Annotated in this window: 24 protein-coding genes; 15 read left to right on the top strand and 9 right to left on the bottom strand. The window is 39.5% G+C overall.

Annotation, left to right across the window (positions count from 1 at the left end):
* The first annotated feature begins 7 nt into the window (after positions 1–7).
* On the top strand, positions 8–367 hold the full coding sequence (locus ACZ5A8_RS06630; RefSeq protein WP_464532933.1) for a hypothetical protein: 360 nt from the start codon (positions 8–10) through the stop codon (positions 365–367).
* A 17-nt stretch (positions 368–384) separates the two neighbouring features.
* Here ACZ5A8_RS06630 and ACZ5A8_RS06625 read toward each other — a convergent pair whose 3' ends face one another.
* Both ACZ5A8_RS06625 and ACZ5A8_RS06620 read right to left on the bottom strand, forming a co-directional pair.
* Positions 385–1,101: a hypothetical protein gene (locus ACZ5A8_RS06625; protein ID WP_464532931.1), complete on the bottom strand. Its 717-nt coding sequence runs from the start codon at positions 1,099–1,101 to the stop codon at positions 385–387.
* Positions 1,102–1,933: 832 nt separating this feature from the next.
* Positions 1,934–3,085 carry an ISH3 family transposase gene (locus tag ACZ5A8_RS06620; RefSeq protein WP_464530343.1) on the bottom strand — a complete coding sequence of 384 codons (1,152 nt, stop codon included), beginning with the start codon at positions 3,083–3,085 and terminating at the stop codon, positions 1,934–1,936.
* Between ACZ5A8_RS06620 and ACZ5A8_RS06615 the strand changes: the two genes are divergently transcribed.
* A complete protein-coding gene (locus ACZ5A8_RS06615; protein WP_464532930.1) occupies positions 3,072–3,659 on the top strand; it encodes a hypothetical protein in 588 nt (195 codons plus the stop codon). The genes ACZ5A8_RS06620 and ACZ5A8_RS06615 overlap by 14 nt on opposite strands.
* A gap of 778 nt (positions 3,660–4,437) precedes the next feature.
* Here ACZ5A8_RS06615 and ACZ5A8_RS06610 read toward each other — a convergent pair.
* Both ACZ5A8_RS06610 and ACZ5A8_RS06605 read right to left on the bottom strand, forming a co-directional pair.
* Complete coding sequence (locus tag ACZ5A8_RS06610; protein ID WP_464532928.1) at positions 4,438–4,869, bottom strand: hypothetical protein; 432 nt, start codon at positions 4,867–4,869, stop codon at positions 4,438–4,440.
* Positions 4,870–5,002: 133 nt separating this feature from the next.
* On the bottom strand, positions 5,003–5,350 hold the full coding sequence (locus ACZ5A8_RS06605) for a hypothetical protein (RefSeq protein ID WP_464532927.1): 348 nt from the start codon (positions 5,348–5,350) through the stop codon (positions 5,003–5,005).
* Positions 5,351–5,827: 477 nt separating this feature from the next.
* Between ACZ5A8_RS06605 and ACZ5A8_RS06600 the strand changes: the two genes are divergently transcribed.
* Positions 5,828–7,180, top strand: coding sequence for an OB-fold nucleic acid binding domain-containing protein (locus tag ACZ5A8_RS06600; protein ID WP_464532925.1), 1,353 nt, complete (start codon positions 5,828–5,830; stop codon positions 7,178–7,180).
* Between the two features lie 42 nt (positions 7,181–7,222).
* Here ACZ5A8_RS06600 and ACZ5A8_RS06595 read toward each other — a convergent pair whose 3' ends face one another.
* The 3 genes from ACZ5A8_RS06595 to ACZ5A8_RS06585 all read right to left on the bottom strand — a co-directional run bounded on the left by ACZ5A8_RS06595 (position 7,223) and on the right by ACZ5A8_RS06585 (position 10,284).
* Complete coding sequence (locus ACZ5A8_RS06595; protein ID WP_464532924.1) at positions 7,223–7,405, bottom strand: hypothetical protein; 183 nt, start codon at positions 7,403–7,405, stop codon at positions 7,223–7,225.
* Positions 7,406–7,772: 367 nt separating this feature from the next.
* Positions 7,773–8,015: a hypothetical protein gene (locus ACZ5A8_RS06590; RefSeq protein WP_464532923.1), complete on the bottom strand. Its 243-nt coding sequence runs from the start codon at positions 8,013–8,015 to the stop codon at positions 7,773–7,775.
* 520 nt (positions 8,016–8,535) lie between these two features.
* Positions 8,536–10,284, bottom strand: coding sequence for an SIR2 family protein (locus ACZ5A8_RS06585; RefSeq protein WP_464532921.1), 1,749 nt, complete (start codon positions 10,282–10,284; stop codon positions 8,536–8,538).
* A gap of 587 nt (positions 10,285–10,871) precedes the next feature.
* Between ACZ5A8_RS06585 and ACZ5A8_RS06580 the strand changes: the two genes are divergently transcribed.
* Positions 10,872–12,158 (top strand): hypothetical protein, encoded by a 1,287-nt coding sequence (locus ACZ5A8_RS06580; protein WP_464532920.1) that lies wholly within the window; start codon positions 10,872–10,874, stop codon positions 12,156–12,158.
* A gap of 533 nt (positions 12,159–12,691) precedes the next feature.
* Positions 12,692–13,045 carry a DUF488 family protein, N3 subclade gene (locus ACZ5A8_RS06575; protein ID WP_464532919.1) on the top strand — a complete coding sequence of 118 codons (354 nt, stop codon included), beginning with the start codon at positions 12,692–12,694 and terminating at the stop codon, positions 13,043–13,045.
* A gap of 498 nt (positions 13,046–13,543) precedes the next feature.
* On the opposite strand, the gene ACZ5A8_RS06570 is transcribed toward ACZ5A8_RS06575, so the two are convergent.
* Positions 13,544–13,927: a hypothetical protein gene (locus tag ACZ5A8_RS06570; RefSeq protein WP_464532917.1), complete on the bottom strand. Its 384-nt coding sequence runs from the start codon at positions 13,925–13,927 to the stop codon at positions 13,544–13,546.
* A 293-nt stretch (positions 13,928–14,220) separates the two neighbouring features.
* On the opposite strand from ACZ5A8_RS06570, the gene ACZ5A8_RS06565 reads away from it, so the two are divergent.
* The 4 genes from ACZ5A8_RS06565 (at position 14,221) to cfbE (ending at position 17,586) form a co-directional block, all read left to right on the top strand.
* The gene (locus ACZ5A8_RS06565; RefSeq protein ID WP_464532916.1) at positions 14,221–14,454 is read left to right on the top strand and encodes a hypothetical protein; all 234 of its coding nucleotides are present in this window, start codon (positions 14,221–14,223) and stop codon (positions 14,452–14,454) included.
* A gap of 370 nt (positions 14,455–14,824) precedes the next feature.
* The gene (locus ACZ5A8_RS06560) at positions 14,825–14,983 is read left to right on the top strand and encodes a hypothetical protein (protein WP_464532915.1); all 159 of its coding nucleotides are present in this window, start codon (positions 14,825–14,827) and stop codon (positions 14,981–14,983) included.
* 650 nt (positions 14,984–15,633) lie between these two features.
* The gene (cfbA, locus tag ACZ5A8_RS06555) at positions 15,634–16,026 is read left to right on the top strand and encodes a sirohydrochlorin nickelochelatase (protein ID WP_229391692.1); all 393 of its coding nucleotides are present in this window, start codon (positions 15,634–15,636) and stop codon (positions 16,024–16,026) included.
* Between the two features lie 27 nt (positions 16,027–16,053).
* Positions 16,054–17,586, top strand: coding sequence for a coenzyme F430 synthase (gene cfbE / locus ACZ5A8_RS06550; protein WP_464532913.1), 1,533 nt, complete (start codon positions 16,054–16,056; stop codon positions 17,584–17,586).
* Between the two features lie 194 nt (positions 17,587–17,780).
* On the opposite strand, the gene ACZ5A8_RS06545 is transcribed toward cfbE, so the two are convergent.
* A complete protein-coding gene (locus tag ACZ5A8_RS06545; RefSeq protein ID WP_464532912.1) occupies positions 17,781–17,924 on the bottom strand; it encodes a hypothetical protein in 144 nt (47 codons plus the stop codon).
* On the opposite strand from ACZ5A8_RS06545, the gene cfbD reads away from it, so the two are divergent.
* From cfbD to hflX, 6 genes are all read left to right on the top strand, one after another.
* Positions 17,923–19,035 carry a Ni-sirohydrochlorin a,c-diamide reductive cyclase catalytic subunit gene (gene cfbD, locus ACZ5A8_RS06540; RefSeq protein ID WP_464532911.1) on the top strand — a complete coding sequence of 371 codons (1,113 nt, stop codon included), beginning with the start codon at positions 17,923–17,925 and terminating at the stop codon, positions 19,033–19,035. The two genes, ACZ5A8_RS06545 and cfbD, sit on opposite strands and share 2 nt — an antisense overlap.
* A gap of 112 nt (positions 19,036–19,147) precedes the next feature.
* Positions 19,148–19,945 carry a Ni-sirohydrochlorin a,c-diamide reductive cyclase ATP-dependent reductase subunit gene (gene cfbC, locus ACZ5A8_RS06535; protein ID WP_322223397.1) on the top strand — a complete coding sequence of 266 codons (798 nt, stop codon included), beginning with the start codon at positions 19,148–19,150 and terminating at the stop codon, positions 19,943–19,945.
* Between the two features lie 158 nt (positions 19,946–20,103).
* Positions 20,104–21,639: a Ni-sirohydrochlorin a,c-diamide synthase gene (gene cfbB / locus ACZ5A8_RS06530; protein ID WP_464532909.1), complete on the top strand. Its 1,536-nt coding sequence runs from the start codon at positions 20,104–20,106 to the stop codon at positions 21,637–21,639.
* A 496-nt stretch (positions 21,640–22,135) separates the two neighbouring features.
* Complete coding sequence (gene endA, locus ACZ5A8_RS06525; RefSeq protein ID WP_464532908.1) at positions 22,136–23,188, top strand: tRNA-intron lyase; 1,053 nt, start codon at positions 22,136–22,138, stop codon at positions 23,186–23,188.
* A gap of 189 nt (positions 23,189–23,377) precedes the next feature.
* Positions 23,378–23,773: a DUF2209 family protein gene (locus ACZ5A8_RS06520; protein ID WP_464532906.1), complete on the top strand. Its 396-nt coding sequence runs from the start codon at positions 23,378–23,380 to the stop codon at positions 23,771–23,773.
* A complete protein-coding gene (gene hflX / locus ACZ5A8_RS06515; protein ID WP_464532905.1) occupies positions 23,770–25,056 on the top strand; it encodes a GTPase HflX in 1,287 nt (428 codons plus the stop codon). Before ACZ5A8_RS06520 ends, hflX begins: the two co-directional genes overlap by 4 nt.
* Positions 25,057–25,101 lie beyond the last annotated feature (45 nt).

The raw sequence follows: 25,101 nt of genomic DNA, 5'->3' as shown, positions 1-25,101 counted from the left end.
TGAACTGATGGCTGAAGAAATTGAATTAGATAATGACATTAAAGAAAATAGAGAATATATGCTAACTATAAAATTGGATTCAAATTTAAGACTCAGCTATAAAAGATTAGATATACTTTCAGATTATGTAGTTTTGTTTTCAGGCATTAAAGATATAATCAGGAGATGTTGTTTCTCTGGAGAAACTGAAATTAGATCTTTTTTAATATGTGATATTACTCGTGATATAAACACCATATTTGATCAAAAGGAAATAATAGACAAGACAAAAAATTTAAAGATTTCCTTTTTTAAACAGAATATAAAAATTACATTGAGAAATTCTCAATATTTAATGGATAATGTCAGGAAATATATAGGATATTAATCATTATATGAAATTCATCATTCGAAGTAAACACTAATTTCATTTTTTGCAAAGCGTAAAAAATTTCCGATATCTTCATTTAAATCAGTATATATTGTAATCACCCCTTCTTTTGTTACTTTGAATTTAGTACTTCCACCAAAATGTCCTGTATATCCACCTAATTGGTTCTTTGCACAAGAAGTAAACTCTGTACCAATGCAATCATCAGCCCGGAGATTATCGCCATGTAAAGTTCCCTTCTGCCAATTCCCTTCCCTGTCTACAATACTCCCTATCCAATTATCAGTGTAGTCTTCTGCAACTTTCTTTATGTTAATTCTTGTAGGGGTAACATCGATACCTAATGCTTTACTTATAGTGTTTGAACCAAAAGTTCTACCATATTTTCTAGCAAAAACGACCGTCCCATCATTTGAAATCCAAAAAAATCCAGCTCTAACGTCTGTATAAGGATCACTTTCAATAACATAATTTGGAACATTGCCCTCATTTCCTTTAGTAACAATTCTTGAGGTTGATCTTATATATTCATCAAAAACAGTACCAAACAAAACTTTGGAATTGGGCCCTAAGCTGCCTTGAAAATCATCTAGTCTAATTAATGACTTTAACTGTTGTCCGTCTTCTGTTCTTGTAATGAGGAAATTATTCAATTTATACTTTAATGTCTTTACATTTTGAAGATCTTGTGTTGGTTCAAATTTCGCAAAAGTCCTATGAGTCATTGCCATATAAAGCCCTCATTAGAGTCTCTTATCCCTAGTGTCGTGTCAATCATCAAGGATTGGATGATCCTGAATTATTGTAACCGATTTTATAAGACATTTTACTGCTGACGCGACACTAGTAGCAGAAAATAAATTACTACATTTTATAATTTAATATGTTATGTTACCTAACTTTATATAAATGAAATAATATGAAAAAGCATACCTAGAAACAACTTAATTATGTATATTATGTAAATTCACAAATATATGAATTTAACTATAAAACAATAGACAGAAATAGTTCAAAGGGATGAATCAAAAAAACAGATGAATACAAAAAATAAAGAATTATCTTTAATTTGCACGTACCAGGCTGGAGTTGTGGATTACATTCCCCATTTTTGGTATGCTACCTCTGTGAAGGCGACTAAAGCATTTTTCAATCGGAACCTTCCTTTAACTGCGTAAGCGACCCCCATTGTGATAACGTCTGCTGGTCTTTCAGAGGTTAGGATTTTCGAAGCTGGAAGTGGTATACTGTGAAGGTATCTGACCGAGTTGCTTCAAACCTGAAAATTGTGTCTGAGCAAGATATAGACAAACTTGAAATCTTTCGGCCTAAACTGGAAAGCCCCCCGAACTCTGTGAAGACACTTGAAGATCAGGGTTTTTGGGAACTCTATGTAGAGTATTTCAACGAGCGAATTAATAATATGCGTGAAGACATTCTTACCAATCGTAAGACATTCAGAGATCCTCCCAGAAATTTTGAATCTTTCCAACGTTACTATACCGATAACCCTAAATTCAGTAGTTCGCTAAAATCTTTCCTCCACTTTTACTCTACCTTCATTTATCTCAAACACCACACTGTTGTCCTCACTCTTAACTTTCTTCTTATCCATTCCTTAATAATAAGTATAAATACTTCAAATCTGAACTTATCCTCATCTATGACCTGAGGTCCTCTTTTGACAATAGTAAAATGTTTATTCTGAATGTATAGCCATATATTTTTTAGTAGAAAGGATACCAATGCATAAAAGTACCTTATAGTTGCGTTTTTAGATGATGTCTTTGGTCTAACCACATTCCTCATCCTGTATGACGATTCAATAGCAAATCTTCTTCTGTAAACTGTACTGACCTTTCTTGGAGACCATTTAACTCCAAAAACAACAAAACCAAGGTTCTCACATCCCTTTTTACCTCTCTTTCCTTTCAGATACTTAACATCAATGATAATGTCTAAAAGAATCTTTTTCTTAGAATTCTTCATGACATATTGTGTACTTCGAGCCTTATTCCCATTCATAAGTTGCTTCATCTTCTCTCCTTTCTTGACAACAGGAACTATGTGAGGAACACCATTACTTTGCAAAAATTCAAACACATCTATAGAATAAAACTCTCTATCAAGGCAGAGAACCTTGATTTTAAAATTCAGTCTTTTGATGAGATAGAGAAAATAGGAGAGGTATTCAACCATTGGTTTTTTCTTTTCTACAGGAAGAACAGATACAGTAAACCTTTCGTTCTTGTTAGTGATGTAGAGGGAGATATATGAGTAAAAAGAGTTTGTTGACTTTTTAGCTTGGCTACGAATTACATATTTCTCGTTAGACGAATCTGTTTTCCCGTAATAAGGATCGTTGGTTAAATCAATGGCAAACTCATAGCTCTTACCTGTTTTGAGAGTTTTTAGGGGATTTTGAAGAAGAATCTTTTCATTGGATAGGATCAATTCGTCCATGTTTAGTTTCTTAAGATGGTAACGTAAAGATGTTTCACAAGCAACAGCAGAATACTGTTTTGAGACAGAATGGACTGAACTCTTATCGACTGCCAAACTCACAACAGTACGAATAATGTCTTCACTTGTAAGTGAACCATTGATCTTGAGGATTACATGAGATGTGAGAGGTTGTAATACAGAATCAATACAGTACTTTGACTTTAATTCGATTTTAAACCTATTTCTGAACTTATTTGTGAAAAAAGACATAGAGAGGCATTTTTCATTACATATAAAGGTATCGAGAAGCTTCCGTAATGAGGAAATCAAAATTAGCGAAGTACTGAAATTGCTAGCTGCATTGAGAGGTCGATTGTATCAAGGACTGTCCGGCAATGTCATTAGTGATATTACTAGTGGTAAGGCTGCTCATAATCTTGGAATTAGTAAGGTACCTAACCCAGAACCGGCCCAGATGCTTTATCCTGACACTGTCTTCAGACGTTGTGACGAAGGATATTCTGCAGTCTCGACTAAATCTCACCAATTTACTGAAGTTAGGAGTCTAGAAAAACTTGTTAAATTAGTGAGTGGAGATCTTTATGAAGCTCTTGATAAATATTATGGTTTTCGTTATGTTCGCCGTCGAGGACTCGGTGTCACCGGTGAAAAAATTAAAATTGACGAAGTAATCTTGAATTATGATCCTAATCCTAGCTTATTCCCTAAAGATAAGGACAAGACAAAGGCCTTGAAGGAATTTATTAAAGATATTGTAGAAATTTTTGAAGAGGAATTGAAAGTTAACGTACAAGTTGGGTTCTTCGACCCGAAAGTGAAATAAAAGAAACTGTTTTAAGCGTTAACATGGTATACAAATTCTGGTGCTGGTTAGTTGATAGATCAAGAGGAAATTCACCACCAATGTCTTAAAGGCTGTCTTAAAATTCAAATCGTTTCTACAATTGGATAATGAACAACGTTAACTTTAAAATTTTTACCGTAAATTTTTTCCGAAGTTTAGGTGCACTTTTCCTGTGAAACTTACGCACTCGATATACGAAATCAAATGCATTATCCATCTTTGTTTGAAGTTGCACTTTAGATATTTAATGGCTTAATGCTACTATTTTTCAGTCCTTGTGTATAAGTCCTATCCTAATCATAGAACCAAATTTAATTTTAAGACACGCTCTAAGAGGTTGTCTTCTACGTGCGTATATCCAGTAACCACTCTAAAGGTGTACAACCCTCGTATACACCCTTCCAAGGCAATTATATATCCCTACTTCTGGGAAGCCCCGTAGTTAAGGAGATTTTTAATTAAAGTGCTATGAAAGCTTCTGGGATATGTGGAAGGATGGTGTCCACCCCTCATTTCCACGCACATGTGCCTAGAAGCCACGTACAAAGGCCAGGGCTATCGCTCGTAGCCAGATGGACCAAATATATCCCCGACGGCTTCACGTGATTAAAATGAGTAAAATGACTAATCTATATCAGCACTTCCTTTATAGCCTTTAGACTACGTTTCCTCGACGCCAAATGGTTTATGCTATCTATAAGACCTTGATCCAATCCAAGTCTGAAAGCTACCACATCGACTGAATCGCTGGATATTATTAATTTGAATCATCATCCACATTTTCAATTTTTGTAGAAATATTATGCATTTCTCCTTTAATTTCCTTAAGCTCTTTTAAGAAATCTCGTTCGAATTTAGTTAACTCACCTATTCCATTTGCTGGAACTTCATAGAAGCTCATAGTAAAGTCTTCCCCTTTTTCTATGCCGATATTATCTTCATACCTAATATGTATTTTAAGGTGATTATCCAGATTATTTTGTAAATTTAACTCTTTAACATTAAAAAACATGGTTGAAAAAAGCCGCTTCTTTTGAGTAGGAGCAAGGTATTTTATCCCGTCTTTAACAATTAATGCTTCCGATGCCCGAAGTATCTTGTATCGAGGCTTACCTTCATTATCAATATTACTTTCACCATATATGTAATCAGATAAAACATTAAACTTTATATTAAAAGCAGCCCCCATACCAATATTTTGTATAAAAAAATCTGTTATATCATTGTGTACATTTCTAGTGTCGAGGAAATTTATTTATGAGCCATCATAATTACGAAAAAGACTACGTATGAGAGGTAATCTAAATACTAATGCCCCATAATTAAGTTGTCATGACACTAGGTTCGATGAATAAGTATACATTAGGTTCGGTTTGTATTTTTCTCATTTTACGGGTCTCTGAAACTAATCCCCATGTTAGAACTACATATAGTGCGGTGACGAATGCAATTAATAAGTTACTCGATACAGTAACATGCATTTCTGCTTCAGTTGAGTTATTGTAGTAAAACATTAAACCGTTTACGAGCAATATTGGTACTATTATTATCAATATCAGAACAATAAATACAGATAGTATTAGGTGGTTTGTTAATTGATCTACGATTACCATACTCAAAGTTTTCTTGCATCTTTCTGTATCTGGATTTGTTGATTTTTCTTCCTGCATTAGTGCCTCTTTTTGAAATATACTAATTTTTTTAATTTTTTGTTACATTTTATTAAATGCTTTTTCTTGTAGATGTTTTAATTAATAAATGTCACTATTTATTACACCGGGAGTGCGGAGGATCACGAATACCCCTTCCTTTGCAACTCATCTCAAGTTCCTAACTACGAACATATGCGTAGAAGCCACGTACAAAGGCCAGGGCTATCGCTCGTAGCCAGATGGACCAAATATATCCCCGACGGCTCTACAACGTAAATTTTTATCAATTTTCATCTTCCAATCTTTTCATATAAAGAACATCAACTACAGAACCTTTGATAGCATACTTTATTATGGAGTAACAGGATTTTAGCAGCAACATTGAAGGAAAAACAAAGACTGATATTGACGCGATCTATAAAAAGTTCAGATACATCATCAGTAAAACGTATTTCCTGCGACTCATTAAGGAATAAGTTCGAATATTGGCGAGATTTGCCCGAAGTAAAGGCTCCTATGCTGGTTGCCAAAGAATTGGGCTTCTCGGATGTAAGTGGTGAAAGTGTGAAAGTTGCAGACATTACAGCTGAAAGTAAGACTGTTAATTTTATTGCTAGGATCGTTTCTGCTTTTGAAGTCAAGGAGTTTACTCGAGAAGACGGGACCATCGGAAGAGTTGGAAACCTGATAGCGGGAGACGAAACCGGAAAAATCCGGGTAACCCTCTGGGACGACATCGCAGGCCTTATAAAAACGGGGAAAATCAAAGTAGGGCAGACCGTCCAGCTCAGTGGATATGTTAAACGGGGTTATTCCGGGATAGAAATTCATGTCGGAAACAATGATATCCTAACCGAAAGTGAGGAACAGATTGAAGTGACCAAAAGGGTTCAGCAAATAAAGGATATCAAGGACGGCATGGTAGACCTTAATCTCACTGCAAAAGTCTTGGAAATTTCAGACGTCCGGACCTTTCAGCGCAAAGACGGGAATGCCGGAAAGGTGGGAAACCTGCTGATCGGAGATGCCACAGGTACAATCCGGGTTACTCTCTGGGACGAAAAAACAGATATTTTAACCGACATCGAGTGTGGAGATACCGTTGAGGTCATCAACGGCTACACCCAGGAAAATGCCTTCAGCCATAAAGTGGAACTGCAGATTGGAAACCAGGGCATGATCCGAAAAAGCGAAAAACAGATCAAATATGAAGAGAAGGTCATCCCGATTGCAGATATAACGGCTGACATGACCGATATACACATTTTAGGAAAAGTGCTCGAAATCTCAGAGGTGCGGGCTTTCGAGAAAAAGGACGGATCACCTGGAAGGGTCGGAAACCTCCTGCTGGGCGATGCCACGGGCAAGATAAGGGTGAGCCTCTGGGATGAAAAGATCGATTTTTTAGAAGAAGTGAATTTTGACGAGACTGTAGAAGTACTCCACGCTTATTCTCAAGAAAATACTTTCAGCCAGCAGGTGGAACTGAACCTGGGAGCCAGAGGAGTCATAAGGAAAAGCGGAAAGAAGGTGAAGTATAGGGAAAAGTTCACAAATATTGCCGATGTCGTCCCCGGGAAAAGTTATTCGGTCCAGGGGAAAGTCTTCGAAATAGGGGACCTCCGGGAGTTTGAGCGGGAAGATGGAACCGAAAGTGCGGTTTCAAATCTCGAACTCAAAGACGAAACAGGCGGTATCAAGCTGACTCTCTGGGGAGATCAGGCTTATATGATCGAGAGTCTTGATATCGACTCTGAAATCCAGGTCATTAACGCTTATGCCAAAAATGGTCTGAATGAAAAAGTAGAACTTAGTGTGGGAAACCGGAGCAGAGTGATCATTCTCTGATTTCTTCTCCGATTTTCGACAACTTATAAACACGGACCTCTATTATTTTTGCTCTTCGTCGGTCTTATCAGTACATTTTATGTTATGCCAACAACACTTATCTTTGTAATGACAAATTAAATAGCCTACAAATAAGCCTTTAACAAAACCAATTAAACCGGCTCCCATAACAACACCAAAAGCTATTTTTGCAGCTTTTTTGCACAGTCTTTTAACCCCAGTCATAGACACGCCTCTATTATTTTAATTTTCGATTAAGCTTTTTTATTTCATTTTATTGCTCTAGTATTATAATACCAGATGCGTAAGTACATTTTGCTATCTTAGCGCATCGTTGAGATCTACGCGCCAACTACAGCCTTCATTTTATTATTTTGATTTGCCTGCATCATTAGAATCATTAAATATACAAAAAAGCCAAGACCATTTTTGACTATTGATTTCATCATTACCTTGGGCAGGAAGTTTTTCCCAATGGCACATATACGAGGCTAAGAATCAAGCATAGCTTTTTTTGTAACTTCCCACATACCTCTAAACCATGCACATATACCTAGAAGGAAAACTAAAACCAAGGCTATTGATTGGGAATTTACAACAACTCCGAAATTTTATCTGCGTTCTGAAATCCTAATAGTACTGCGCCCACGCCACGTTCTGACAGGCGTACAAATCCCTTTGAAACGCTTTTGTCCACAAGTTTAGCGCGATATAATTCATCGACTGCATTTTTATCTAGCTTTGATTCTTTTTCCCACCCGCCGTTTATACCAAGCGTCCCTTTTTCATATAGATGCTTAAGTATTTCGGTTTCCATAGCTTCTAACGTACACATATCTATCAACTCCCCAGTTCAAATGTAACAAAGATGGATTTACACAACGAACTTTAATTTGTCTGCTAAAATAAAGATTTCGGAATCTAGTTTCCATATCACAGATAAGTAGCCTTCTACAGAAATATATCCCGGAAGACTCCACAACGCAATTAAAACAAGTACTTTAGTCACTGGGTCATCACTTCTTTTATAGCCATCCGACTATGTTTCCTCGATGACTCAGATCTGAGTTATCGGAGGGGTTTCTGGGATATGTGGAAGGCTGGCGCGGTACGTCTATCCCTCATTTCCACGCACAATGGCCAAGGCTATCGCCTGGGATAAGGATAGGTATTTCTCCTTGCCTGTCGAAGAAACAGCTGCATATTAAGGATAATTGAAAAAATGAGGGTGGAAGAAGAGGCTTTTGTAGGGATATTCTGATTGCAGAAAGGAATTATGTTAGGTACGAAGAAGTTATGGGAATGATATGTAGGAGGTATCTAAATAACATCATCGCCTCTTGTCAATACATTTCTCAGAATTCATGGAAAGGATGTCCAATTGGAGCTTGATAACTTTCGCTCAGTTTTTCCTTGAAATGATCTTTTGCACTAACAATTTGAGCAATTAATCCCTCGTAATCAATTTCGAATAATTCTTCTGCAATCTCCTTTCCAAATTCCTTATCATATTTTATTTGTTTAAATGTATTAGAAGATCCATGTCTAAGATAAACGACGGATTGAGGATACCAATAATCAAAATATTTCCCTAAAGGGCGGCCTATGGAATATATATAGTATAATAAATCGACATCAAGTACTTTGGCCTTTATATCAAATTCGAGTGGAACTTCTTGGGTTTCTACTAATTGAAGAAGATATCCCATTTTTGGAACAACAAGCTTTCCTCTTTCTCGTCTGATTGCTTCATCTTTGTTTTTCGTTTCAATAAAATCCGCTTGGATCTCCCACTCTAAAATATTTTCAGTTCCATCTCTGCTGAAGTTTAATTTCTTTATTTTCAACAAAGTATTTAGACACTGGAATGATTTTCTCTCTAGTAAAAGTGCTCCAATTAATTCTAGTAAAGTGAAGTGAAAATAGTTTATAATTCCGTCTTTTCCGTATCGGCCCTGCGTAACATTCATTGAACTTATTTCTTCAAAAATAGGAAGAATATGTTTCCAGTATGTATCCTTATATGTAACAATCTGATCAATTAGAACTAAAAAGTTCATTGAGTAATTGAAGGTTTTTACATAACTTTCCCACAAAGAGTTGTAGTCATCTTTATCCACTTCTCTCAGTTCTCTTTTAATAAACTCTATAAGTTTACTTTTTTCTTCATTAATCGTTTGTCTGATTTTCACATCTGAGTCGCTGGCAATTATATTTTTAAATCTTATTTGAGAAACTCTTCCAGAAGTCAACTCTTTTTCATTTCTTATCAGTGTTACTCTATCTAATACTTCTTCTAAAAAGTCTGAAGCACATGTTATTTCAATAAAACGGCCTTCTTGTCTCTCATTTACTAATTCTTTTATTCCATGACTACACATTTTATGAACACACCAGTAAAGAGTATAGCCTTTGAATCTTCTTTTATTGAAAGTATCTATTACTGCTTTATCTTCTTTGTTTCCTGCATATCCTAATACTATTACACCATGCCTTTCGATGATGTCTGAAAAGTCCCTTTGGAGATCTTCATCTAACTGCAGCAAGTCTTTTTCGGTATTTCTTATTCTGCCTTGATCTATGGTTCCATGAATTTTGTAAATGCGACAATATTCAACATTATTCCAAGGTTTGCTTGTTAGAACATTCTCTCCATTAGAGATCACTGTGTATTGTCCTCTTAAACCCTCTTCGTCCAATGCTTGTTCTAAAAGAGTATCAAAATTCGTAGTAATAATGAACCTGATAAGTCCTTCTTTTACCCATTTGGCGATCAGTTTATGAGATTCACCACAAGCTTTCCCATTGAACTGTTCTTTCAAAAAAGCTCTTTGTTCTTCGTGTGATGGAAATAAAGATTGAATTATTTCTGAATATGTTTTGTTTTTGTAGCTATCTTCATAGTATTTTTCCATCTCATCATTCGAGTATTCTTTATTTCCAAATTCATCTTGAATTCGAATTATTCTTAAAGTCTCAATCAGTATATCCCAACCAGTGGGTACCCCAGCATCTTTTGAAACTCCAGCTCCACAAAAAAGAACGTATCTTTTTTTTCCATCAGCTATATTGTAAGAAAGAGGAATGATATTGTTGATATTCAATAGGTACACCCACTAAAAATTTGTTACTACATGCTGTTGTTAAGTTCTATTACAAGATATATTTAATTTTTTTCTTATTGTAAATCCACACTTAAGTGGTTCTGAAAAAATCTCAGCTCGTTGCTACGTCTCTAAAACCGAATTGATTCAAAACAGCGGCGCATAGGAGGATTTGAGTGAATGAGGCGAAAATATAACCAAAGTTGCGCTGGCGCACCCCATTGTTTGCAGCGGTATTTTCACGACATTGACACATACATTCCCACGCACATATGTCTAGAAGCCACGTACAATGGCCAGGACTATCGCTCGTATCCAGATGGACCAAATATATCCCGGAAGGTCCCACAAAGCAATTAAAACAAGTAAAATGAATACTTTATGTCAGCATTTCTTTATAACCTTCCGACTATGTTTCCTCGATAACTCAGATCTAAGTTATCGGAGAGGTTTCTGGGATGTGATGAAGGCTAACGTTGTATGTCTATTCCAAGCCTTCTACGCACGCCTAACCAACCATATATACCTAAGTTAATCAAAAAACAAATCATATTACCAATGTAATACGATTTTACGGTGTGAAGGATATGAATCATGAACCGGATCCTTATGATATAATAACTAATATGAAATGGACTCCTAGTTGTGGTGAAGTAAATCTTAATCATTTTAAACTAGGTTCAAAGGTAACAGTAGTAACAAGAGGAACTTTTATTACCGATAATCAAGGTAGTCTAATAAGTAATAGCCCTGAAGAAACTCAAACATTTTGTAACTTACTTAATCATATGTGGGAAAAAATAGTTACACCCGAAGTGAAAAAAAGAAAAGAATCTGGTTTGCCAATCCCTTTCCCATTGGAATCAGTTACGGTATTATTTGATCTTAAAAACAATAATAAAATTTTCAAGTACAACGAAGAATGTGGTTTAAGAGGTCAAATGAGGCTGAGACCAAACATTTCTATAAAAGATGGAGAAAATATATGTTTTGACAAAATCTGTGATATCGATAAAGTTGAACCTCCTATTTTATATAACCGTCCTGTAGCTTTTTTAATGTATACGCAAAGTGGAAAACAAATTTCATTATATGGTGATTTTAGACCCAATGATCCAAATTTTTGTGAGGACGAATGGAAAGATGAAGAGATATGGCTAGCAGATGCTTTGCTAGAAACTTGGTTGGCTAGAAGTTTTGGGCACTTATCACTACTCATTCCTCAATTAAGGAGATATGATGTTCCATTTACGATTGGACTTAAATCTGAAAACATTAAAAAGATGTGTGAAATCATAAAAGATGCCAAAACATCAGATGAATTCGATAAAAGACTGTCAAAAGTCCTAACTATAAAAGAGGCAGGTTCATTAATTGATAATTGGTTGACACTAAAAGCATTTCAGATGCGTAAGGAAATATTACTTGACGTTTTTAAGTGTTTTAGGTGTGGAATTCACAGTGGTGTGATAACTATATTAATGTCCCAAGTTGAAGGCATAATTACCGGAGAACTGATAAGCAAACAAAAAGGAATAGATAAAAGTGGAAACCCAAAGCATTGGCGGCCCGATCTAATAAATGATTTTAAAGATCTTGTTGTATCTGAAGACGTTGGTCGACTAACTCTCAGAATACTTGATGGTTTAATAACTTTCCTTCAGAATTCCAATCTTTACAAAAGATTCAGTTGGACCGAAGAGAACACAGGCATAAATAGACATGCCTCTTTACATGGAAAAGATTTTTCGTTCAATACTCGTGCGAATTCAGTTCGAATGATTTTATTGTTTGATGCCTTATACTGGATATTCCTAGCATTACAAACTTCTAGAAGCCAGGAAGGATTGGAATTTGAGAATCAATCTCAATAATGATAACGTTCATACGATCTAAGCCACTGATCATTGAAGCTGTCGTATATACGAGACTACAAACATAGCTTCTTTTGACAAGTCTACCCTTGAAGACGTGCGTATAGCTACAACCCACGCTAAGCCACGCAGCCAAGTATATAGACTTTTCTAGTACACTTCACTAATTATGGAAGCCTGTAAAACGGGATTCGGGATAAAAGGACGCCAGCGTGAATGCCTTACCCATTTTGTCATATTTTATCTGAAATTAAATTGTCTGAAAGCCTGTAAAGGCCGGTAAGACTTCACATATGGTTTGATTACTTTTAGTAAAATTTATAAATTAGCGTTAAATCAATAAATAGTATGATTGAGGTTAGAGTCGTTGTCCAGCCTGTGGTGCAAGATATAGTGTATCGGCAGAATATACGTGCCCATATTGTTATGGAAATTTTAGACACAGCGAAGATTTAAGAGAACATATAGAACGTTGTCATATTGATAAAACAAGTCCGTGGCAGCGCTAAATCATATTTTGTTGGTGAACGATTATGCTTAAAGAAACATACAATGCAAGCCCGGCATACAAAGAATTAAAGAAAAAGAATCCGAAGTTGAATATTGAAGACGTAAACCCAACACATTTTCTACCGCTACATCCTAGTAAGGAACTGGAACGCGAATATGTAAACCATATAATTTCACGGGAAGAATTTGTTGATAAATTCCGAGAAGAAATGAAAGATCCTAATTGCTATAAAGAAATGCTTAGAATAGCAAAGAAAGCTGCCAAAGAAGATGTTTACATTCTTTGTAATCATAAAGACGAAGAAAAATGTCATAGATTTGCTCTTATGGACCTAATTGGTGAGTTGCAGAAGCAAATAATATACCTCTTCAAATAGTTAAAACTAATAACCTTAAATAAAAAATAAATCGTAAACTTCTTTATTCGCATCATTGAACACTTGTGACGCTCAAGCTTTCTACATGCATATTACTGGAAGCCACGTACAAAGGTAAGGGCTATCGCTCGGGATAAAAGGACGTCAATTATGAATGCCTTGCCCATTTTGTCATCTTTTAATCCTGAAACTAAATTGTTGGACGGCCTTGAAACTCCGATAAGACTTCACATATTGTCTGATTACTTTTAGTAAAATTTATAAATTAGCGTTTAATCAATAAATAATATGGAGCGTAGAGTTTACTGTCCCGACTGTGGTGCAAGATTTAATGTAGCTATAAATTACGTGTGTCCATATTGCGGTGAAGATTTTAGACATCACGAAGGGTTAATAGATCACATAGAAGATTGTCATATTCGTAAACCAGATAAATGGGAGCACTAATCATTAGAACTGACTGAAACCTTCTACATGCATATTACTGGAAGTCGCGTCTTATGAGTCAACTTCACCTTTAAACGTCGGACAGTTTTTATAATTATCCTCTTTGCTACAGTAGGCGCCATAGTATTCATCTTCTACATAACCAACTCTACCTTCAACTTTTTTACATATATGTTTATATTTAGCATTGGTTAAGTTCGCTGGTTGTTCTTCACATACGTCGGTCATCATACATATCGATAGGTTTTCACATTTATTTTGCAAATCTTTTAAAACGGGACAATTCACATGATTATCAGTTATACAGTATTTATTGTAGAAACTGTATTCAATATAACCACCAATACTTCCATCTTTATCACATAGATGTCTATCATTGGCTTTACCTTTAAACATCTCGGTTATTGTTCCCTTTAATAAATGTTTACATTGCATGTTTACGCACCAAATAGTTTTTCAGACAAAATACACTTTCAAATATAAATCATTTCTTCTTTTTACACTAATTCTCAAGCCTTCTATGTGCATATTACTGGAAGCCACGTGCGGCTTCATAGCCAATTGTGCAGGACGATGTTGGCATACTTATATCTCCCTAAATAGCCGAGGCTTACAAACGGGTTCGGGATATGATAGTTCGGCGCCAATTCAACATGTCCCGAAAATTATCGCCCTACTTGTCTATATAGAATAAAAGATTTTATACTTTGTACAGAATATTATAAAGTATGCCAACGATTACCGTAACGAGAGAAGATGAAATTATACGCGCGAACGAACAGGCTGAAGCCAAAAGGCTTACCGAGGAAGTAATAGCGAAAAAGAAAGCAATGATGAAAGAGTGTAAATCGAGACCAAAAGAAGTAAAAAAACAAGTTCGGGATATAGTAGTCACTGAGATTAGCAACAAGCCAAGAAAGAAACCTTCACTGTTTGATCTGCTAGATTCTGGGAGGTGCTAACATAGTAGCGCTTGGATATGCTCATAGAACGAACTTCCTGAAGTTCAGGATATTAGATGCATTATATAATTCGAAAAAGCCACTAACCACGAGGGATATAGAAAAAATAACAGGCGTCCAGTATACTACGATATCTGCCGCAATGTCAAGGTATCAATATAAGAGAAAAAGAAATGGCACAACAATAAAACTACCTTATATCGAGCGATTACCAAAGAAAGGTCCTAACGGCTTGTATCGATATAAGATAACAAAGAAAGGTGTTGAAGCATACTTCGACTATACACAGAGGATCAAACATGGGATGGGTCTAAAACGAGTTGGTAAGCCTCAGCATATGGAAACGTATAATAGATCCCCACAGAACAGCGTGCGATCGGCGGCTGATCTTGAAATATCATCCGAACAACTATTACCTTACTACGTTATAACCGAAGAAGGGAAGCAGTATCTCAATAGGATAGAGGATGTGCTATATGTCGAAAGCCGCGTAAAGGAAGCTGTGAGTGGTGAAGCTGAGGTAGCTTAACACCACATTTTATTTTATAGACCTTTATAAGGATTTATAGTCTACAAAACATTTTATTCTATAGACCTGTTTTAAATCAATTGATTGAAATAACACACTACTTCTTTACCATATTTTATTCTATACATACGTACTGGCTAGTTGGCTTTATTTTCTATATATTATATTTTGAGCTGGTTCTACAATTCATTTCGCTGGCACGGGGTTGCCGCAATCCCACGATTTTGCTTCAAAATATAAAAATTATATAAAGCAATATAATTTTTCGCAGTCACCCCACATCTACCATATCCCGAACAATACATACAATCTCTTCTACAATGCTCGCTCACAGTACCACGTCACCCGCTCTTTAAAATATATAGAATACATGGCTTGAACTCACCATATACTTCTAAACTTCTTAAAATGAATAATGCCAACTTTATTATATATTTTAGGCTCATAGCTTATTTATAGCATCTACTTTATTGAAATTATCAAAATCGCTTTAGGGTGCCAACTAGCCCTAAAAATATAACTTCTAATTATGTAAGATTTATATCGGATAAATCCTAACTATGTTAAACTCTTTGATGTTACAAATTAAAATAATTGTGTTAAACAAATTCTGAATAATATTGAGCTTAAAATTAGAAGAGGTTTCAAAAATGACAGAAAAACTCGGAATTCTGGCCATTGGCCACGGGAGCAAACTGCCTTACAACAAAGAGGTAGTCAGCCAGATCGCAGATTACATCGCACAGAAGCACTCTGATGTTATTGTTAGAGCAGGGTTTATGGAAAACAGTGAGCCCACTCTTGAAGAAGCAATTGCAGGCTTTTCAGGTACAGGAGTAACAAAGATTTCAGCAGTACCTGTTTTCCTGGCTTCAGGTGTACATATCACAAAGGATATCCCCAAAATCCTGAGCCTGGATGAAAACGGTTGCGGAACCATTACTATCGATGGAAAAGAAATTCCCCTCTGCTACGCAAAACCTCTCGGAGCCGACTCACTGATAGCTGACCTCGTCTTTAAGAGGGTTCAGGAATCCCTGTAGATTTAAAGATCTGGGTCCGGTTTTGTTATGGACCTTTTTCGGAAGAAGCTCGCCGTGCTTGACCTGACACACGGCGGCATTCCAATCGCAAAAAAGCTTGCAGCTCTGGGAAACGATGTGTCCGGAGTAGATGTTTACGGGACCGTGGATCCGGCGTTGCTCGGGGAGCTTGAAGAAAACTGCGGTATTCGCTTTTCAAAAGCTCCTCTCCCTTTATCCGAATTCGATTTTCTGGTAGCGCCTGTGCATCTGGATCCGGCTTACCCCATGCTTGCAGAAGCCAGGTCGGAAGGAAAAACAGTTCTCTCGCACCACGAAGCTGTAGGGAAAATTCTGCAGGACGACCCTGAGCTTTCGGGTATAAAGATAATTGAAATCACTGGCGTAAAAGCGAAGACAAGCACTGCATCCCTGCTCGCTGATATGCTCTCCCGCAGGTTCGATGTCGTGCTACATACCTCGCGCGGGCTTGAAGCCTGGAAAGAGGGGACTTCTTCTCTTATTCACAGCGGCCTGAGCATTACTCCGGGAAGTATCCTGACAGCCATTGAAAAAAGTCTTGAGGCAGGGATCAGGCCTGACTTCTTCATATTTGAAATCTCTATCGGAGGTATGGGTACTGCAGACCTCGGGGTACTTACAACCCTTTCCCCTGATTACGGAATTGCAAACAACACTGCCTTTGCAAGTGATGCAAAACTCCAGCTTATCCTGAATGCAAAACCCGGAAGCACCCTTCTTCTTAATGCCGGGGCAGAAAAAGCCCTTGAGGCTGCAAAAGGAAGTCGGGCAAAGGTTCTCACCTTTAAGGATCCGTTTTATACAGAGCTCAATGTAAAGCCGTCTGAGGTTCCTGATTTTGTTCTTGAAACTGAAGATGGGGCTTCAAAATTACCAGCTTCTGAAGAATTACCAATTCCTTCAGAGTTATCCGCTGTTTTAGAACCGTCAGCTTCTCCGGAACAGTCAGCCCCCCCGGAACAGTCAATTACTCCCGGAGTTTCAGGCTCTGTCCTGCGTTTTCTCCGCAGAGGAGACGAAATTTTTTCAGCTTCCCTGCGCCCCGGGTATCACAATTCGGCATACAGGACCGCCTTTGTTGCAGCCTCAGCAGCCGCTCTCGAACTTGGGATTGATCGAAAAATTGTAGTTTCCGTGCTTGAGGAATTCAGGGGGCTTTCAGGCAGGATGCAGGAAAAAGATCTTAACGGGGTTGCCCTTGTTGATAACTCTAACTCCGGAATGGACATCCTCTCTGCTGAAAAAGCTCTTGAATACGCTCTCCTTAAGAAAAAGGACGAAAAAAAAAGGAGCATAATTCTTGTCCTCGGAGAGGAAGCCTCTCAGGTCTGCGAGGGACTTCCCCCGGTCTCAGTACAGGGTTTTGTTGAGAGCTTCGGTACGAAATGCAGGCATATTATACTCGTTGGAGAAAGGATGAAAGCAGTAGCTGGTAAAAATGCCTCTTATGCAGAAAGCCTCCCGGAAGGGCTTTTGAAAGCTTTGGAACTTGCAGGGACAGAAGATATAATTCTCTCTTCCGTGAAATGTTTCCGCTAAACGCTAACTCTATTACTCTGGATGATCTTTCATGCAACTTGTTCCATGTATGTTGTTCCTTCGAAAATTCTCCGTCCGGGTCCGGAAGATTGGCAGGATTTCCGGTCAGGCTGCTGACTTTTCGCCGGATTTTTATGATACAATTTTATACAGGGTCTTCTAATCTGTATTCGTTTCCATTGCTTGTTTAACTATCAACTGATCCTGCTTCCGGATACCTTCTTCCCGTTCAGGTCGGGGTTAATTGTCCTGCGGGATGCCGGAATTTCCCGGGTAAAACCCATATTAACATTCGTATAATCAGAATAAGAGGATTTATCAGTAAGAGGATTTGTCATGACTGGAAAAGAGATTTCAATTATTCACCCCCGCCCGAGTTCAATAGTTGCGGCTCTTTATACCCTGAGAGACCTGAATGTCGATGTTGCAATTCTTCACGGGCCTCCTGGCTGCTCATTCAAGCATGCGAGGCTGCTTGAGGAGGACGGCATCCATGTAGTTACTACAGGGCTTGACGAGAATGGTTTTGTTTTCGGAGGGCATGACCGGCTTGTACAGCTAATCAACAAGTCCATCGAACTCTTCAACCCGAAAATTCTGGGTGTTGTCGGGACCTGCGCCAGCATGATTATAGGAGAGGAGATGCACGAAGCCGTGCTCGAGGCAAACCCGGATATCCCGGTTATTGAAGTCGAAGTGCATGCAGGCTATCACAACAACACTAAAGGCGTACTCTTTGCCCTTGAGTCTGCACTTGATGCCGGGATAATTGACCATAAAGAGTTTGAGCGCCAGGAATACCTCCTCACAAAAGCTACAGAGGTTGAAAAAAAATTCGGGGCTGCAAGCAGGGAATACCTTGCCCCTTCTCGTGGTGATCTCAAATATAAGGTTGCCAGGCGTGTCATTGAACTCCTCAAGGAAGGCAAGAAAGGTCTCATCATAATGAATGCCAAAAAAGAAACAGGCTATATGTTTGCAGATATTACCCTTGCAGTCAATGAGGTTGCAGCTGCTCTCGGTAAAAAGGAAAACCTTGTCAATATGGCAAATATTGACCCTGAACTCGGGCTTCCGCGGGTCAGGCAGCATGCAAAATACATCATGCGTGACTTCATAGCCCATGGGGTTGAGATCCATGAAATCATCGGTGGCATGGATGAGTACCCTATAGCAGGGGAAAAGGTCAGCGAACTGATTAAGACGAAATACAGTGATTACGATTTTGCAGTTATTACGGGTGTTCCGCATGCAGTCCCGATGGAGAACATAAGGGATATGGAACTGATCTCGATTACGAATGGTCCCAGGCAGGTCCTTCCCTTAAAAGAGATGGGGCACGAGCACGTTATGGTTGAGATCGACCTCCACCCAAAGACCCTTGGAGTCAGCGAAATAGTGGAATCCGAGTTTGGAGCCACTTTAAGGGAAGTTGCAAAGGAAACCTGAACATAAAAGAGTCAGGATACAGGCCAGGATAAAAGTTCAGATAAAATCAGGATAAAGTAAAGCCGGTATAAAGTAAAGTTAGGATAAAGTCAGATAACGGGAGGAAGATCCTTTGAAAAAACAAAAGATCGTTGCAATTTATGGAAAAGGCGGTATAGGTAAGTCGAGCACAGCCTCAAATATTGCAGCTGCCTGTGCGGAAGCAGGGAAGAAAGTTATGATCATAGGTTGCGATCCCAAAAGCGATTCGTCCATAACCCTTCTTGGGGGCAGGAGAATCCCAACCATCCTCGACCTGCTCCGCGAAGGTGTGGATGTAAAGGAAAAAGATGTGGTCTTTGAAGGATATGCAGGCGTCAAATGTATAGAAGCCGGTGGCCCGGAGCCCGGCGTAGGTTGTGCAGGTCGCGGGATCATAGTTGCAATCCAGAAGCTGAAAACCATTTCAGAAAATCTCCTTAAAGAACAGGACCTTATAATCTACGATGTGCCAGGAGATATCGTCTGCGGCGGATTTGTTGCCCCTGTCCGGAAGGGCTATGTAAATGAGGCATACGTCCTGACCTCAGGAGAATATATGCCACTGTATGCTGCAAACAACATCTGCAAAGGGTTTTCTAAGATTGGAATGCCTCTTAGCGGGGTTATCTGCAATTCAAGAAACGCAATCCGGGAAGAGGAAATCGTCAAAAAGTTTGCTGAGGAGATCGGCAGTCAGCTTATGGCTTTCATCCCCAAGCGGGATGTAGTCCAGGTTTGCGAGCGAGACGGGTACTCCGTCATGGAAAAAGCTCCCGAATCCGACATTGCCGAAATCTACCGCCAGCTCGGAAAGGCAATCATTCAAAACGAAACGAAGGTTATGGCAGGCCACCTGAGCGATGAACGGTTAAGGGAAATGACAAAATAAACTGCAAAATGAAAACTAAACTGCACAACTAAATTGCAAAGATAAACTGCAAAGATAAACTGTATAAATAAACTGTAGAATTAAATTGTAATAATAAACTGCAAAAGCCAACCCGTGCTGCAATAAATGAATAAACCAAACTCAGGGGTGTTGAAAGCATGACCCACAGAAAACAATCCGGAACAGGGGCAGGGAGCATTCCCAGAGTACTTATTTCTGCAGACCGTTCCTCTTCAGGCAAGACTACAATTTCCATAGGCCTTATGGCTGCCCTTGTTTCAAGAGGGTATAAAGTCCAGCCCTTCAAGGTCGCCCTTGACTATATCGATCCCAGCTACCACACTGAGATCACAGGCAGGTTCTGCAGGAACCTTGATGGATACCTTATGGATGAAAACGGGATTCTTGATGTCTATACTCATGCCTGTGAAACCGGCGACGGGGCGGATATTGCAATTATTGAAGGTGTCCGCGGTCTTTACGAGGGCTTTGAAAGCTTGAGCGACCTTGGGAGCACTGCCCAAATTGCAAAAATCCTTAAATGCCCTGTGATTTTCGTAATCAATGCCCGCAGCATTACTCGCTCCAGTGCTGCCCTTATAAGCGGATACAAGAATTTCGATCCTGATGTGGAGATTGCAGGCGTAATCCTCAACAATATAGGGGGCCGCCGCCACGCAGAAAAGGCAAAAGAGGCAATAGAATATTACACTGGCGTGCCGGTTATAGGAATTATTCCAAGAGACCCTTCCATGCAGATTTCCATGCGGCACCTCGGGCTTATGCCAGCTCTTGAAGGAAGGCGGAGGCTTGGGAACGAAGGGTTTGATGAAAGGCTTCGGGGCATTGAAGAAATTATCACTAAAGGAATTGATGTGGACCGCTTCCTGGAGATCGCAAGGAGCGCAAACCCCCTGGAAAGTTTGGAAAATAGTGTTTTTTCCCCTTCTGTAAGCTCAGGGTCTTACAGACCAAAGATAGGTATTGCCCTTGACGAAGCTTTCAATTTTTACTACCATGACAATATTGACCTGCTGGAACTTGCAGGTGCGGAAATTGTTTACTTCAGCCCGGTAAAAGACCTCCGGCTTCCTGATGTTGACGGGCTTTATATAGGAGGTGGTTACCCCGAACTTTTTGCAGCCGAACTCGAAGCCAACGAGTCCATGCGAACAGATATTAAAGAAGCTTCCGCTGCAGGTATGCCTGTATACGCCGAGTGCGGTGGGCTCATGTACCTTACGGAGAAAATCAGTACAGGAGTTCCGGGAAAGGGCACATACCACGATGCGTCTATGCCAGAGTCCACCTATTCAATGGTTGGGGCGCTTCCAGGCCACACGATTATGGGGCAGACAAGGGTTGTCAGTTACAATATCGGGACCCTTGATAGGGACTGCCTTATAGGAAAAGAAGGCAGCAGCTTCAAAGGACATGAGTTCCACCACTCCGAAATCCGGGAAATCCCTGATGATGCGGAATTTGCAATAACTCTTTCGCGGGGCACCGGAATAAAAGGAGATAGGGATGGACTTATCGCTTGCAATACCCTTGGTTCTTATGCCCACCTGCATGGGGTCGCATACAGGGAACTTGCAGGTTCACTTGTCGAAGCTGCCCGTAAGTTCAGGGATTCCAGAGGTTCAGGAATTTCAGGGACTCCGAGTGAAAATATACAAAACACACAGACTTAATCCGGGTTTTCAACCGAAATGCATGGTCTGAATACATGATCAGAATATATAATCAGAAAATATAATCAGAAAATATAATCAGAAAATATAATCAGAAAATATAATCAGAATACATTATCCTAAGACATTATTCTAAGACATTATTCTAAGACATTATTCTAAGACATTATTCCAAGACATGATCTTAAGGTATGATCCACAGAATTGCATAATCCTCCTGCAGGTCATAGATCACTTATCTTTGCAGGTAGAAAAAACAATATTATATTAAGCCTTATATTAAGCCAGGTTATTATAAATGAGTTTTTACAGGCAGGATTCTTAAATACTGTAATAACAATCCTGATTGACGCAATCTGATTGATATAATCCAGATTGATACAATCTGATTGATACAAGAAAGACTGTTAAAATCCAGACTATTAAAAGCCAGAATTATACAAAATAAACTCTTATAAAACTTATTTTTATTCTATTTTCTTTTCAGGTGAATCTATTGAAAACACAACTTAAAGGGGACCGGGTCCTTGCCGGAAAGGAAGCGGTAGCCGAACTTTACAAAACAGGTTATTTCGGGCGTCCCAGGGATGACGGGCTTGAACTATCCCTTGTTGAAGCTGCATACCTCCAGTTCAGAGGAAAACTCGATATCGAGCTTGAAGGAAGGCTGCTTGATTTCAGGGTCTTTTTCGAACAGGCTTCTTTGAGGCAGGAGAATTTCGAGCTGAAATATATAGTGTATAAAGACCTCAAAGAACGGGGGTATTATGTCCAGCCTTCAGCTTCAGACTTCAGGGTATATCCGAGAGGCAGCCATCCCGGAAAAAGTGCAGCAAGAATTTTTGTCCATGTCCTGTCCGAAAGGCAGCTCCTTCCTGTGAAGCTTTTGGAGGACTCTGTCGCCTCGGCAGAAAATGTACACAAGCAGTTCATCCTGGCTGTGGTGGACGAAGAAAGCGACCTTACCTTTTACGAGATAAAAACTGCTGCCCCTGAAGGGGAGATGCTTGAGCCTTCCCCTGTAGTTAAAACCGATGCAACTTTCCTCGAAGACAGGGTAATAGCCTGGGACCCTCAGGCTTCCGGGGCTCTTTATACCAGAGGTTTCTACGGGAAAATGCTCGACCCTGAAAGGTTACAGCTGTCCCTTGTTGAGTCTCTCTACCTCTTTTCCAGAGGGGTCATAGTTGTCAGGGACAGAAAAGGAAAGGTCTTCTCATTCGAAGAGTTTGTTGAGAAAGCCTCGGAAATCGAAGGTTCTTTCCTGCGGAAATACAGTGCATATAAAGCCCTGAGGGACTCCGGGCATGTGGTCAAGACAGGTTTCAAGTTCGGGACTCATTTCAGGGTCTACAGGAAAGTCGAAACCATAGAAAAGATTCCTCATTCCGAGTACCTTGTGAACGTTGTTCCTGCAGATTACGAGTTCAGGCTTCCGGTTATGTCCGGGGCTGTCCGGCTTGCAAACAGCGTGCGCAAACGAATGCTCTTTGCAGTCGAGAAAGGGGAAGGGGTCGAGTACCTGGATATCGGCAGGGTCAAAATGTGATCCTCTAATGCGATTTCATATTGTATTTTTTTCGAGCAGAGATTTGAGTAAATATTACTGATCCAGGTAAATTATTGATCCAGGTGAATTACTGATCCGAGTAAATTATTGATCTGAATGGACACACTCGCCGTTCTCTTTAGGGTCGTAAAAACCGGGTTTTCATCCCGGAAAGAGGGTGAAACATAGATGTGGGACATTATTGCAGTGGACATTTCGGGCAGGCACAGGATCAAAGAAGGCTACTACATGGTCTGTGCGGCAGCAGCCCTTGCTGTTTCTGCTGACCATATCGAAAAGGTGAATCAGGTGAAGATCCTTCCATTCTGGCTTAAAAGAGCACCTGACTTGCTTGACATCGTGCAGCTGATTGAGGATACGGCTAACCAGCTTTCCTTTGAGGGGACAATTGTGGTAGAAAAAGGGGATATGTACAACCAGCCCCTGTGGGTGCCAGAAAGTATGTTTTCAAGGGCATTTAAGTACCAGGAGTCCATAGCTGAGAGAAGGGCTATCGAACTTGCTCACCATATTTCTTTGAGCGCTCGAAATCTACTCATTAAAGAACTTAACATTGAGGCGTGAAAATTCCGGCAGAACAAAAAATAGAAACCGAAAACAGGGTAATTCTTGTAAAAAGAACAAACCCACGGGCTGATCCTGAACGCAGCGAATATCTCTTTGAGGAACTCAGGGAACTTACAAAGGCTGCAGGCTATGTTCCTGTTGGGGAGCTTATGCAGATAAGGTTTCCGGATTCCAAGTATCAGCTGGGGAGAGGAAAGATAGAGGAGCTTGCCGAACTTGTGAGAATAAAGAGGGCTGAAAAGGTCATCTTTTATAACAAACTCTCTACAATTCAGCTTTTCAATATCTCGGAAATCTGCAGGTGCCAGGTTATAGACAAGTTCCAGCTTATCCTTGAGATTTTTGCAAAAAGAGCTACCACACGCAGATCCAAGTTGCAGGTTGAACTTGCGAGGCTAAGATACGAGATCCCCAGGGCAAGAGCTATTGTGTCCATTCTGAAAAAAGAGGAAAAGGCAGGTTTCATGGGGCTTGGAGACTATGAGGACGCTTATGAACAGGGCCTGAAGAAAAGGATAACAAGAATTGAAAGTGAACTTGAGTCCGCAGAAAAAGATGATGAGTCTCTTCGGGAGTTTCGGCACAGGAAGGGCTTTTCTCTTGTCTCCCTTGCAGGTTATACCAATGCCGGAAAAAGCACTCTCTTTAATTCTATTGTTGATGAAAGCGTTGAAGCACAGAATATGCTTTTTACAACCCTTGTGCCGACTACCCGGGCACTTGACCTGGGAGGAAGAAAGGCTCTTTTGACAGATACCGTAGGGTTTATAGAAGAGCTTCCGCATTGGCTGGTTGACGCCTTCAAATCCACTCTCGATGAGATCTTTCTTTCAGACCTTATCTTGCTTGTAGTCGATGTAAGCGAAAAACCTGAGATAATCCTGCAAAAACTTTCCACAGCTCACGATACTCTCTGGGACCGCATTCAGGGTATTCCGGTAATCACGGTGCTTAACAAGACCGATTTGCTTGAGGCATCCGAACTTGAAGCTGTTATGGAAGAAATAGGTTATATGGCTCCAAATCCAGTGTTTGTTTCCGCAAAAGAAAAGGCTGGTATGCAGGAATTAAAAGCCGAAATAATCAAACACCTTCCTGCATGGTCTTTCTACTCTTTTTCCCTTCCAAACTCGGAAAAAGGGATGTCAATTCTCTCCTGGCTGTACGAAGAGGGTATCGTTCACAGGGTTGAGTATGGAGAACGAATTTCAGTGGACTATGAAGCCAGGACAGAGGTAATCAGCAGGATAAGATCTCTGGAACTGAATCGAGACGAATAAAGTTGAATAACGTTTATGCTGTTGAATCGAGACGAATAATGTTAA

Source organism: Methanosarcina subterranea, assembly GCF_055385895.1.
The sequence above is the reverse complement of the archived record's forward strand: the minus strand, read 5'-3'. Positions and strand labels throughout refer to the sequence as shown.